The sequence below is a fragment of the Nonomuraea longispora genome (genome assembly GCF_004348345.1).
Classification (GTDB): Bacteria; Actinomycetota; Actinomycetes; order Streptosporangiales; family Streptosporangiaceae; genus Nonomuraea; species Nonomuraea longispora.
Genome location: NZ_SMJZ01000241.1, coordinates 1 through 12,223, shown reverse-complemented (window position 1 = coordinate 12,223; position 12,223 = coordinate 1). Strand labels below are relative to the sequence as shown.

The following is a 12,223-nucleotide window of genomic DNA, read 5'->3' as shown; positions in this document are numbered from 1 at the left end:
CCCCCGCCACCAGGTGCAGCGCCCTGAGGGGTGTCCTCGGCAGCGCCTGCACGACGAGCCGCCCCACCGTCAGGGCGGCCATGTAGACCGAGGGCGCGACGCTGGCCGTCACCGGGCCGGCGCCGCGGTGCTGCTCAAGCAGCAGCACCGACCACTGCTCGACCGAGTTCTCGATGGTGAGCACGCAGGCGGCCAGCGTGCCGAGCAGCAGCGCGGCTCCTACGAGGCTGCGCCGGGCGGGTCGCGAGGAGGTGTCCGGCAGGCCGCGCCCCAGCGGCAGCGCGAGCAGCGTCAGAGACACCGCGACCACGAGCAGCCCGATCGCCGCCAGCACCGTGCCGGAGCCGACCCCTAGGGAGCGGGCCAGCCCGGTGGCCGGCGCGGCGGCGATGACCGCGACGGGGAAGGCGGCGTGCACGGGCTGGAAGAGCCGGCGTCCGCTTTCGCGCTCGGCCCGCCCTGTCGCCAGGTTGAGCGCGACGTCGAGCGCGCCGCTCGACGCGCCGAGCAGCAGGAGCGCCAGCGCGAGCTGCCAGGCCGTGCCGGCCGGCCCGATGCCTGCCACGCTCAGCGCGAACACCACGGTGCACGTCAGCAGAGCGCTACGTTCCCGCCCGCGTGCGAACCTTCCGGCCAGGGCCATCGCGGGCAGCGCCCCGACGGGAACGGCGCTCAGCGCCAGCCCCAGGTCGCCGGCCGACAGGCCCAGCTGCAGCTTGACGGCGGGCAGCAGGGCGGACCACGAACCCCAGAACACACCCCACACCGCGCACACCGCGATCAGCGGCATCCGACCAAGCCCCCTTGAAAATCTGATCAAGCCCCAGTAAAGATCGACGGTGTCCTTATTGCCGCCTGCCGAAGGGACACACGTGCTCATCCGCACGGTCATCGCGGCCGCCCTGGCCGCCGCCGGACTCGCCGCCACCCCCTCCGCCGCGTACGCCGGACCGGCCGCCTACACCCCCGAGCGCGTCTGCGGCCCCGGCTTCCACCGGGTCAAGGACGGTCACCGCACGATGAGGACCCGCGCCGGAGCGGTGTTCGGGCACGTGTACCTGATGTATAGCAAGCGCAGTGGCAAGAACTGCGTCGCCGCGATCAAGACGGCGTACAAGGGCGCCCGCACGGTCACCGGCGCCTACCTCGAGGTCCGGGGCGGCGGCCGGAGCGAGGACGTGCAGAAATACCGCTACTACGCCGAGACGGGCCACATCGACGGGGCCTGGAAGTGCGTGCGCTACTCCGGCTGGACCCGCGACTCCGGCAACCGCGTCGAGGCGTGGGGCGGGCGCAAGTCCTGGGGCAACTGCAAGGGCTAGGCCCCGTCGGCCATGTTTTGGCAGGTCAACGGCCGGGGGTAGTGTGTGGGCATGTCCCGCCGCGACCTGAGGAAGGCCGGCTGGAGCGACGGCAGCGCCTGGTGGCGCGCGACCGGGCCACGGGGACGGGCCGCGTTCGAGGCGACCGCGAGCCACGTGCGCGGCCGGATCATCGCCCATTCTCTGTGCGGAAATGCTTTGAGCCGATCAGCGAGCGCCGGATAGGTTGGCGCGCATGGCGGGTGACAGGCGCCCGGCATGCCGCCGCCCAACGGCGTGGCGCACCGTCGCAGGAGGCAGGACACGCGTTCAGGAAGGGGGACGACCATGAGACGCGTGAGAGTCGTGAGGGCGACCGTCAAACGGCGCCCGCGGCCGGCCGTGGAGCTCGATCTGCGCTCACCCGCGGGTCGCACGCTGCCCTACTGATCTGCCCCTTACGCCGAATTTACGGGGGTTTCTGTAGATACATAGATAACAAGCACATCACGGGGGGCTCACGATGACGAGGCTTGTGGTGGTGCCGCCACAGATCGCCAGGCACAAGGTCCGCTACATCCGCACGGCTGACCGCCGCAAGCCACCGGCCGACCCCAAAGTGATCGACCTGCGGGCCTACACCGGCAGAAACGTGATCCGTTTCCCCGGCGGCCCCACCAGCGCCGCCTAGCGGCCTGCGGCGTACAACTTCTCGGCGTAGCTCTCGCCGTAGTAGCGCTCCAGCTCTTCCACGCTCTCCTCGACCACCTGCACGTCCTTGATCAGCCGGGCGTGCGAGGGCAGGACGTCGGGCCGCCAGGTGCCGGGCTTCCACAGCGCGGAACGCATGAACGACTTGGCGCAGTGGAAGAAGATCTGCTCGATCTCCACCACGAGCGCGAGACGCGGCCGGTGGCCCTTGACGATCAGTTCGTCGAAGAACGGAGCCTCACGCACGAGCCTGGCCCGGCCGTTGATGCGCAGGGTCTCGTTGCGGCCGGGGATCAAAAAGATCAACCCCACATGCGGATTCTTCAGGATGTTGCGGAATCCGTCCGCTCGGCGATTCCCCGGGCGGTCAGGGACGGCGATCGTGGTGTCGTCGATGACGTGCACGAACCCGGCGGGGTCGCCCTTGGGCGAGACGTCGCAGGAGCCCCGGTCGTCCGACGTGGCGATCAGGCAGAACGGCGAGGCCGCCAGCCAGTCGCGGTCACGCTGGTGGAGGCGTACGCGCTCCTTGGTCGCGGCCCTCGGCATCACCTCGCCGAGAAGCTCGCGCAGCTCGTCCTCGGACCCGATCTCCGCCCAGCTCATGTGATCTCCCTTCGGGGTTTTTCCCCATTTTGTCAGTAACCTTCCCCGCGGCCGGACGGGCGCGCTCGAGGGCCGGGGCCGGCCGTGGTGAGATGCGGGCGACCCCGGCGCGGTGCTGGTTACTCGACGCGCAGCAGGGTCCAGTGGGACGGCTTGCCCTCGTACATCGCGTCGTTGCAGTTGCAGTTGCCACAGCCAGGGATCATTTCCGGTCCTTTCCTCGCCTTGCCGGATGAGGTCTCGTACCCACCGTGACCGACGCGTACGCTGGCGTGACTGCCAGACTTACCGACCTCCCGGGCCACACCGCACCCGCCTACCAGCGCCGGGCGTGCGCCATCGCCGCCAGGTACGCATCGCGTTCGGCCGCGAACCTGGCGGGGTCCATGCCCTGCCGTTCGGCGCGGAGGTGCAGCATGGTCAGCTCGGTCGCCGCCTGCTGGTAGTCGCTCATGGCCCGGCCGAGCCCGGCCCTCCTGGCCCACTTGCGCGCCGCCTTACGGCCGGGCAGCGTGCTGAGCATGGTGACGTCCGCCTCGGTGACCAGCCCTGTCTGCCCGTAGCCGGGCAGGTAGGCGCCCATCTTGGCGACGAGGTGACGCCGCTCGGCGACGGTCACGGCGATCAGCGCGATCAGCGCCACCATGATCACGAGGTAGGCCAGGCCGAGCCAGGCCAGCGAACCCGTGGTGGCGGCGCCGTTCCAGAGGCCGTGCAGGAAGACGGCGCCCAGATAGCCCAGCGGGATCGCGGCGTAGCGTCCCGCGGTGCGCCTGGTGAGCGCGTACGCGACGCCCACTCCGATCAACGAGGTGTAGATCGGGTGACCGAGCGGGTCGATCAACCCTCGAACGACGAACAACTGCACCGCGCCGCCGGCACCCTCCTCCTCGAAGGCCAGCAGGTAGTAGCCGACGTTCTCCACGGCGGCGAAGCCGAGGCCGGCCAGGGAGGCGTACACGATGCCGTCGGTCAGGCCGTCGATCTCCCTGCGCCTGCGCAGGAGCAGGAGCAGCGCCGAGCCCTTGAGCGCCTCCTCGATCACGGGGGCCAGCACGACGGCGCCCACGTCGTCGACGACCGCGGCGCCGAACCCGGCTCGGACGAAGAGCTCCTGCCCCAGGACCGTCAGCGCGATGCCCAGCACGACCGCCAGCCCCGCGCCCCACGCAAACGCGAACGCCAGATTGAGCTTCGGCTCGGGCTCCAGCCGGTCGAGGGAGAGCACCGCGCCCAGCAGCACCGGCAGCGGAGCCACCGCCAGCAGCGCGGCCAGGCCGAAGCCCACGGGACCGCCGGCCACGAGCAGGACCGCCAGCACGAGCAGCGCCAGCACGCCGGAGAGGACCAGGCCGACCAGCAGGGCCTTGCTGGGGCGCTGGGAGAGTGCGCTCTGGGGCGGAGCTGTCATCGTGGTCTCTCACTTCCCGTTCGGTCCGCCCACTATGCGGGCCACGCATCTACAGGCGCTCAACGGTCACTTGATTCGCGGTAATAGGGGTCTGCCACGACGGGCTCGCCGTCGGTGTACGAATACACCTCCCGGCCGGAAATGAACACCCTCTGCGCCCGGCTCATGACGTCCAGCGGGTCTCCGGACCAGATGACCACGTCGCCGTCCAGCCCGGGGCGCAGGGAGCCCACCCGGTCGTCGATCCCCATGATCCTGGCCGGGTTCACGGTGATCGACCGCAGCGCCTCGGCCGGGTCCATGCCCTCCTTGACCGCGAGCGTGGCCTGGTGCACGAGGAAGTGGATGGGCACGACGGGGTGGTCGGTGGTGATGGCCAGCTCGACGCCCGCCCGCGCCAGGATGCCGGGGTTGCGCAGCGAGCGCTGGCGCAGTTCGACCTTCGACCGGCTGGTGAAAAGCGGGCCGATGATGACCGGAACGTTCCTGGCGGCCAGGGTGTCGGCCAGCAGGTGGCCTTCGGTGCCGTGGTTGATGACGACCCGGTAGCCGAACTCCGCCGACAGCCGCAGCGCCGTGGCGATGTCGTCGGCCCGGTGCGTGTGCTGGCACCAGGGCAGCTCACCGTCGAGCACGCGGACGAGGACCTCCAGGGTGCCGTCGCGGTCGAACGGCTTGCCCTCCGCCTCGGCCGCCGCCCGCCTGGCCCGGTAGTCCTGCGCCTTCATGAACGCGTCGCGGATCACCGCGGCCACGCCCTGCCGGGTGGAGGGCAGCTTCTTCTGGTCGCCGTAGACGCGCTTGGGGTTCTCGCCGAGTGCGCTCTTGACGCTCACCGGCTCCTTGACCAGCATCTCGTCCGCGCTTCTGCCCCAGCACTTGACGGCGACCGTCTGCCCGCCGATGGGGTTGCCGGAGCCCGGCTTGATCACCGCCGTGGTCACGCCACCCGAGAGCGCGTCGGCGAAGCCCAGGTCAGCGGGGTTGATGGCGTCGAGGGCGCGCAGGCGGGCGCCGTTGGGGTCGGTCATCTCGTTGGTGTCCTGACCGGCCCAGCCCTCCGCCTCCTCGTACACGCCCAGGTGGCCGTGGGCCTCGACGAAGCCGGGCAGGACCCAGCCGCCGCCCGCGTCGACGACGGGCATGCCCTCCGGCACGGCCACGCCACGGCCGACCGCGGTGATCTTCCCATCCTCGATGAGCACGGTGCCGCCGTCGATGGGATCTCCGTCGACCGGCACGACATATCCGCTGGTGATAGCAAGTTTCATGAGCTGTAACTTACAGGCGAGCGGGTAGGGTGCCCGAATGACGATCTCCGATCTTTACAGACGGTGGCTGCTCGAGATGTGGAACGGCGACTTCGAGCTCGCCCACGAGCTCGTCACTCCCGGCTTCACCGGCCACTGGCCCGGCATGGAGGTGTCCGGTCCCGGCGAGCTGGTCGAGGTGCTGAAGCAGGGGTACGCCCCCTTCGACGACGTCCGGGTCACACTGGACGTCGGCCCGATACCCGACGGCGACCTCGTGGCGGCCAGGTGGACCTTCAACGGCTCCTACCGGGGCGGCCTGCCCGGTGCGACCGTCCCCGAGGGGACGAGGGTGGCCTTCGGCGGGCACGACATCCTGCGAGCCGAGGGAGACAGGTTCGCCGAGTACTGGGTGATCTCGGATGCCCAGACGTTCAGCAGGGAACTGGGGATAGGCTGACATATCTCTTTATGTCGGCGTCTGCGGTACGTACGGGATGGTGCATGTCACAGGAGTACGCGCCCGAGGCGGGCCCGCCGCCCCGCTCGCTGAGCGACGACGAGCTGTCCCGCCTGCTGAGCAAGCAGCGCTTCGGAGCGCTGGCCACCAACAAGGGCAGCGGCCACTCCCACATGTCCACCGTCCGGTACACGTGGGATCCCCAGCAGCGCGTCGTACGCATTCCCACCATGGCCGACCGGCTCAAGGTCAGGCAGCTGCACAAGGACCCGCGCGGCGCCCTCTACGTGGCCGACGACGACTTCACGTCCTACGCCGTGGCCGAGGGCCAGGCGGAGGTGTCGCCGGTGAGCACCGAGCCGGGCGACGAGGTGGGCCTGGAACTGCTGGCCATGCAGCACCATGTCGACGACGCCACCGCCTTCCTTCGCCGGATGGTGGACGACGGGCGGCTGGTGATCAGGCTCAGGGTGTCACAGCTGTACGGGACCGCTCTGGCCAGGCCCGCCGGATAGCGCGGCGCCGGTTGTAGGCCACCGACACGATCACGACGATGACGAGCACCAGGTCCACCGCCGCCGACCAGCGCATGGCCGCGATCTCGCGCCCGCCCTCCGCGACGGCGAAGAAGACCGCGCCGATCACGGCGACACCGCCCGCGCCCGCGAACTGCTGGGCGGTGCTCAGCACACCCGAACCGATGCCGGCCTGGTGCGGCTCGACCTCGACCAGCGCGGCCCCGATGAGCTGCGGCAGCACCAGGCCGTTGCCGGCGCCGACCAGCATGAGCGCGGCGAGCACGTACGGCAGCCCCTGACCCACGCCCGCCAGGAGCAGGCCCAGCCCGGTCACGACGACCACGCCGCCCGCGATGACCACGATCAGCCCGCGTCTCCTGACCAGCCGGGCCCCGAGCAGCGAGGTGATCGTGAACATCGCCCCCATCGGCGCGAACACCAGTCCCGCCTGGAGCGCCGTGAGCCCCAGCCCGATCTGGAGCAGCAGCGTCAGCGTGAACATGAACGAGGCGAAGTACGCCATGAACGCGACGATCGACCCGACGCCCGCCAGGTAGGAGTGCACCCTGAGCAGCGCCAGGTCGAGCACCGGCTGCCCGCCGCGCGCCCCGAGCGCCCGCAACCAGCTCCAGGTCAGCGCGAACACGGGGACGCTCGCCACCATGCACGCCCACGTCCAGACGGGCCAGCCCAGGCTGTTGCCGAGGCCCAGCGGCACCAGCAGCAGCCCCACCCCGGCCGCCAGCCCCGCCGCGCCCGGCACGTCGAGCTTCGAGCGGCGGGCCGTCTCCACCTCCGGCAGCAGCCGCCAGGCCAGCGGGACGACGACCAGGCCGACCGGCAGGTTGATGAGGAAGACCGCCCGCCAGCCGAGCCCCAGCACGTCGGCCGTCAGCAGCAGGCCGCCCAGCACCTGGCCGGCGATCGAGCCGAGGCCGCCGGTCGCGCCGTACCAGCCGATGGCGCGTGCCCGCTCCCCCGGCGGATAGACGGCGGAGATCGTGGCCAGCACCTGCGGCACCATGGCGGCGCCCGCGAGGCCCTGCAGCAGGCGGGCGGCGACGAGCTGGGACGGGCTCTGCGCGATCCCGCCCAGCACCGACGCCACCGTGAACGCGGCCACGCCCCAGACGAACACGCGCCGGTAACCGTAGCGGTCGCCGAGCCGCCCGCCGGTGATCATCCCAGCCGCGTACGTGAAGGCGTAGCCGGCCACGATCAGCTCCAGGGCCGCGGGCCCGGCGTGCAGGTCGTGTTCGAGAGAAGGGGCGGCCACGTTCACCACGAAGAAGTCGAACTGCGCCATGAACCAAGCCGACAGAAGAACGGCCAACGCCCCGCGATAATGCACATTTCAGGTTAAAGGGTCGTGAACGTCGACCCTCCGTCAGGTCCGCGTGTCGGATGCTCACCGTCCGGGCACCGCGAGGCTACTCTGCACTCAACTGCCAGTCATGCGATCTTGTGACCGTCGAGTCGTAGGCCTCTCCCCAGAAGTGGAGACCCATGTCCAGACGACTCGCCCTCATCATCGCGACCACCCTCGCCGTCCTGACCGCGCTCACCGGCCCCGCCACCGCGGCGGCCGCCCGGCCGGTCGTCAACGTCGCCCACCGAGGCGCCTCCGCGTACGCCCCCGAGAACACGATCACCGCCTTCGAGCTCGCCGGCGACCAGCGGGCCGACATGTTCGAGCTGGACGTCCAGGAGACCAAGGACCACCAGCTCGTCCTCATGCACGACACCACCCTGACCCGCACCACCGACGCCGAAAAGGTCTTCCCCGGCCTGTCGCCGTGGAACGTCGGCGACCTCACCCTCGCCCAGATCCGCAAGCTCGACGCCGGCTCGTGGTTCTCCGGCGAGCACGCGGGCGAACCGGTGCCCACCCTCGGCGAGGCACTGCGCACGATGAGCGGCTCGCGCATGGGCCTCCTCCTTGAGGTCAAGGCCCCCGACCGGTATCCCGGCATCGAAACCCGCATCGCCGCCGAGCTGCGGCGCAACCCTCGCTGGCTGTCACCCGGGCGGCTGGTCGTGCAGTCGTTCGACTGGGAGTCGATGCGCAGGTTCCACCGGCTCATGCCCGGCGTGCCGATCGGGCTGCTCGGCACGCCGGCGACCGCCGAGCTGCCGTCACTGGCCGAGTTCGCCGACCAGATCAACCCGCCGTACACCACACTCACGTCCGCGTACGTACGGCGTGTGCACGGGCTCGGCATGGAGGTCCTCACGTACACGGTGGACGATCCGGACGACATGCGCCGGATGATGTCCTACCAGGTGGACGGCATCATCACCAACAGACCCGACGTGCTACGCGGCCTGACCGACGCCTGACGGCCGGGCAGCCACCTCCGGGACCCCGGAGCCGACCCCTGGCCCCAGAGCCTCGGTGCCATGCTGCCGGGCTCGGCACGCCCGGAGTCACCTCCGCGTCCGCCGGCACGACACAGGCATGCCCCCGGAGCATGGGTCAGCCTGCGAGATGGGTCCCGGCCAGGCGGTCGAGGATCTCGTCGAGGATGGGTTCGGTGGTGGCGAAGTTGAGGCGTACGTGGCCGGCGCCGCCGGGGCCGAAGTCCGCGCCGTCGTTCAGCCGTACTCTCGCCTCGCGCTCGAAGACCTCGGCCATGCCGGGCCTGCCGACGCGCAGCCAGGCCAGGTACGTCGCCTCCGGCACCCGGTAGCCGAACGTGCCCGGCAGGCGGGCGGCGATCGTGCGCCGGTTGCGGTCGAGCAGGGCGAGGGTGCGTTCCAGCCAGGCGTCCCCGTGCCGCCATGCCGCGACGGTCGCCTCGACGCCGAACACGTTCGGGGAGCCGTACACGAAGGGTGGCTGCGACTCCAGAGCCTCGCGGACGCCCGGGTGGCCGAGGTGGGCGACCGAGCAGCGGATGCCGCCCAGGTTGAACGCCTTCGTCGCGGACGTGAGGGTGACGGTGCGCTCGGGGAGGATCGTGGCGAACGGGATGTGGCGGTGCGGTTCGTACACGAGGTCGGCGTGGATCTCGTCGGCGAGGACCAGCAGGTCGTGGCGCTCGGCGTGCTCGGCCAGCTCGGTCAGCTCGTCGCGGGTGAAGGCCCTGCCGGTCGGGTTGTGCGGGTTGACCAGGAGGAGCACCCGGCAGCCGGTCAGGTCGGGCACCTCGAAACGCCACGAGCCGCCGTCGGGCTCCATCTGGATGGGGCGGAGCGGGCGCTCCATGACCTCCAGCGTCGACAGGAACGGGTGGTAGGCGGGAGTGTGCACCGCGACGCCGTCGCCGGGCTCGGTGCAGATGTGGAGGAGCACCTGGAGCGCCTGGTTCAGGTCGTTGAAGGAGCGTACGAGCGCGGGGTCGGCCGCCCAGCCGTACTTGCCCGCCATGCGCTCGGCGAACGCCTCGGCCAGCGGCCCCGCGCAGGGATCGGTCAGCCAGGCCGGATAGCCGAGGTCGCCGTCCGCCCGTCGCCGCAGCGCCTCGACCACCTCGGTGGCGGTGGGCAGATCCATGTCGGCGATCCAGGCGGGGATCACGCCCGGTTCAACCGCTGCCCATTTCAGACCATCGTGTGCGACTTTGAGCCCTTCGGGGGTATATGCGTAATCCACCCACCCATTTTAGGATTCTCGAATGTTGATGAGGTGCTGCCGCCGGTTGTGGCAGGCTGGGCGGCCATGATGCCCCACTCGAAGGTCGACGCCATCGTCGAGACCTACCTGTCGATCGCCGACGTGGAGGCTCCCGGCTTGGTGGAGGGGCTTTATCTCGAGGGCTCGGCCGCCCTGGGCGACTACCGGCCGGGCACGAGCGACGTGGACTTCATCGCCGTCACGGCCGCCGCCCCGCCGGAAGACGTACTGGAGCGCATCCACACCCGGCTCGGCGCCCACCCCTTCGACGGGGTGTACCTCACCTGGGACGACCTGCGCCGCGGCCCTAACGACCTGGGCACCCGCCCGCAGGCGCAGCACGGCAGGCTCAACCGCCGGGGCGAGCTCACCCCGGTCACCTGGCACACGCTGGCGGAGCACGGACTGACCTGCCGAGGGCCCAAGCCAGACGAGTTCGACATCTGGAACGATCCTGACGCGCTGGCCGCCTGGACCGACGACAACCTCGACCGCTACTGGCGGCGCCTGGCGAGCCGGGCCTCCCACCTGACCACTCCCTGGGGCCTGATTAGCCTGGGCGGCTACGGCACACTGTGGATCGTCACGGGCGTCGCCCGACTGCACTACACGCTGGCGACGGGCGACATCACTTCCAAGACGGAGGCCGGGCGTTACGCGCTGGAGGCGTTCCCCGAGCGCTGGCACCGCGTGGTGAACGAGGCGCTGCGGGTGCGCGAGGAGGACAGCGCCGCGCCGACGCTCGGCAGCCTGGCCTCGGGACTGAGCGACCATTTCGGCACCCCGCGGCAGTCGCTCTACGGCTCACCGTTCGAACGCAGGAAGGACGTGCTCGGCTTCGCCGGCCAGGCCATCACGTCCGCACACGCGTTGTACGCCACCCGCTGACGGACGACCACGCTCGTGGACGCAGGTGTGGTGCCAGCATCGCGTATCGATCGCACCCGCCGGCCCCGACGCATGGTGTACACAAGTGCACGGGCGGCCACCCGACCGATCGGGACGCGCCCGGTGTTGAGGACCGCGGATGTGGGTGGGCTGCTGACTCGCCGGCGGCGTAAATGGGCCGTCGCGCGAACCGCGGGGGCGATGTGCGGTGTCGTTCCCCATGGCATGTGTGTGGCGCGCGCCGTCATCGCGGCGCGTGCGGTCGGACGCGCGCCCTGGTCACCCCGTCGCGCTACAGCCGCCGCAGGACCGCCACGACCTTGCCCAGGACGCTGGCTTCGTCACCGGGAATGGGCTCGTAGTTGGGGTTGTGGGGGACGAGCCAGACGTGACCGTCCTTGCGCTTGAACGTCTTGACGGTGGCCTCGCCCTCGATCATCGCGGCCACGATGTCGCCGCTCTCCGCCACCGGCTGCTGGCGGACGACGACCCAGTCCCCGTCGGCGATGGCCGCCTCGATCATCGAGTCACCGGTGACCTGGAGGAGGAAGAGGGTGCCCTCACCGACCAGCTGCTTGGGCAGGGCGAAGACGTCTTCGACGCTCTCTTCGGCAAGGATCGGGCCACCGGCGGCGATGCGGCCCACGAGGGGCACGTAGGCGGCCGTGGGACGGCTCACTGTGGACTCGACGTCGGGGGCGGCGTCGGGGTCGACCCACATCACGGGCTCGCCGGGCAGCCGCACCTCAAGCGCGCGAGGGCGGTGGGGGTCACGCCTCAGGTAGCCCTTGCGCTGCAACGCCGTCAACTGGTGAGACACGCTGGAGGTGCTGGTCAGCTGCACTGCCTCGCCGATCTCACGCATGGAGGGCGGGTATCCGCGCTGTTGCACCGAGTCGCGGATCACTTCGAGGATCTTGCGCTGCCTCGGCGTCAGGCCCAGGGAATCTCGCCGTCGCACCGCGAGGTCGCTGACCCCGTTTGCGTCATCCCGCTCGGTCATGCTCTTCCTCCTCGCCTGGCGGCCCGCCTCACCGGCGAACCTCCCAGTCCGTGGTCCTGTTGTCGCACACAGCGACCGTATCTCCGTTGAAGATCATCTTCAAACAATTGTTCGAGTCTTCCTCGAAAAAGTCGCGTGCGTGGTGTACAACATCGTACGGGAGTTCGATCGACATCGTGTTCGATTTGCTGATCTTATTTGGCCTTTTCTTCGGGCCGCATGGCAGGAGGTCATCCATGCGAACACCCACGAACATGGACACGACCAGCGAAGACGTCAACCAACTCACACTCATCGCCGATGCCACGCGCAGTGAGGTTCGACGGGGAGACAATACGCGGGCACAGCCCGTCGCCAGCGGTAATTCCGGCAAGAGGTTGGGGCCCCGTTCGAATAACAGAGGAAGATCCCATTTGCGCCTCGTCCCGCCACCCCGCGCGGGCCGCGACACCGTGCCAC

The 12,223-nt window shown here is 70.2% G+C and carries 14 protein-coding genes; 7 read left to right on the top strand and 7 right to left on the bottom strand.

Annotated elements, in window-relative coordinates; genetic code table 11:
• A partial coding sequence (locus E1267_RS38620; protein WP_165960033.1) for an MFS transporter occupies positions 1–790 on the bottom strand: 790 nt, incomplete at its 3' end.
• 82 nt (positions 791–872) lie between these two features.
• Between E1267_RS38620 and E1267_RS38615 the strand changes: the two genes are divergently transcribed.
• On the top strand, positions 873–1,322 hold the full coding sequence (locus E1267_RS38615; RefSeq protein WP_132340422.1) for a hypothetical protein: 450 nt from the start codon (positions 873–875) through the stop codon (positions 1,320–1,322).
• Between the two features lie 502 nt (positions 1,323–1,824).
• Positions 1,825–1,992 (top strand): hypothetical protein, encoded by a 168-nt coding sequence (locus E1267_RS44995; protein WP_161715007.1) that lies wholly within the window; start codon positions 1,825–1,827, stop codon positions 1,990–1,992.
• On the opposite strand, the gene E1267_RS38610 is transcribed toward E1267_RS44995, so the two are convergent.
• The 3 genes from E1267_RS38610 to E1267_RS38600 all read right to left on the bottom strand — a co-directional run bounded on the left by E1267_RS38610 (position 1,989) and on the right by E1267_RS38600 (position 5,300).
• Entirely contained in the window at positions 1,989–2,618 is a 630-nt protein-coding gene (locus E1267_RS38610) for a pyridoxamine 5'-phosphate oxidase family protein (RefSeq protein WP_132340420.1), read from the bottom strand. The genes E1267_RS44995 and E1267_RS38610 overlap by 4 nt on opposite strands.
• Before the next feature lie 316 nt (positions 2,619–2,934).
• Entirely contained in the window at positions 2,935–4,029 is a 1,095-nt protein-coding gene (locus tag E1267_RS38605) for a PrsW family intramembrane metalloprotease (RefSeq protein WP_132340418.1), read from the bottom strand.
• Between the two features lie 59 nt (positions 4,030–4,088).
• The gene (locus tag E1267_RS38600) at positions 4,089–5,300 is read right to left on the bottom strand and encodes an amidohydrolase (RefSeq protein WP_132340416.1); all 1,212 of its coding nucleotides are present in this window, start codon (positions 5,298–5,300) and stop codon (positions 4,089–4,091) included.
• A 37-nt stretch (positions 5,301–5,337) separates the two neighbouring features.
• Here E1267_RS38600 and E1267_RS38595 point away from each other — a divergent pair, with 37 nt between their 5' ends.
• Positions 5,338–5,739 carry an ester cyclase gene (locus E1267_RS38595; protein WP_132340414.1) on the top strand — a complete coding sequence of 134 codons (402 nt, stop codon included), beginning with the start codon at positions 5,338–5,340 and terminating at the stop codon, positions 5,737–5,739.
• Between the two features lie 44 nt (positions 5,740–5,783).
• Complete coding sequence (locus E1267_RS38590; RefSeq protein ID WP_132340411.1) at positions 5,784–6,254, top strand: pyridoxamine 5'-phosphate oxidase family protein; 471 nt, start codon at positions 5,784–5,786, stop codon at positions 6,252–6,254.
• Here E1267_RS38590 and E1267_RS38585 read toward each other — a convergent pair.
• A complete protein-coding gene (locus E1267_RS38585) occupies positions 6,205–7,563 on the bottom strand; it encodes an MFS transporter (RefSeq protein WP_132340409.1) in 1,359 nt (452 codons plus the stop codon). The two genes, E1267_RS38590 and E1267_RS38585, sit on opposite strands and share 50 nt — an antisense overlap.
• A gap of 200 nt (positions 7,564–7,763) precedes the next feature.
• Between E1267_RS38585 and E1267_RS38580 the strand changes: the two genes are divergently transcribed.
• Positions 7,764–8,597: a glycerophosphodiester phosphodiesterase gene (locus E1267_RS38580; protein ID WP_132340407.1), complete on the top strand. Its 834-nt coding sequence runs from the start codon at positions 7,764–7,766 to the stop codon at positions 8,595–8,597.
• Positions 8,598–8,733: 136 nt separating this feature from the next.
• Here the strand turns inward: E1267_RS38580 and E1267_RS38575 are convergent, their stop codons facing one another.
• A complete protein-coding gene (locus E1267_RS38575; RefSeq protein WP_132340405.1) occupies positions 8,734–9,753 on the bottom strand; it encodes a MalY/PatB family protein in 1,020 nt (339 codons plus the stop codon).
• Positions 9,754–9,918: 165 nt separating this feature from the next.
• Between E1267_RS38575 and E1267_RS38570 the strand changes: the two genes are divergently transcribed.
• A complete protein-coding gene (locus E1267_RS38570) occupies positions 9,919–10,761 on the top strand; it encodes a nucleotidyltransferase domain-containing protein (RefSeq protein WP_132340403.1) in 843 nt (280 codons plus the stop codon).
• A gap of 292 nt (positions 10,762–11,053) precedes the next feature.
• Here the strand turns inward: E1267_RS38570 and lexA are convergent, their stop codons facing one another.
• Positions 11,054–11,764 carry a transcriptional repressor LexA gene (gene lexA, locus E1267_RS38565; RefSeq protein WP_132340401.1) on the bottom strand — a complete coding sequence of 237 codons (711 nt, stop codon included), beginning with the start codon at positions 11,762–11,764 and terminating at the stop codon, positions 11,054–11,056.
• 86 nt (positions 11,765–11,850) lie between these two features.
• Between lexA and E1267_RS46000 the strand changes: the two genes are divergently transcribed.
• Positions 11,851–12,223, top strand: a 373-nt coding sequence (locus tag E1267_RS46000) for a hypothetical protein (RefSeq protein WP_220449883.1), incomplete at its 3' end; no start/stop codon positions are given.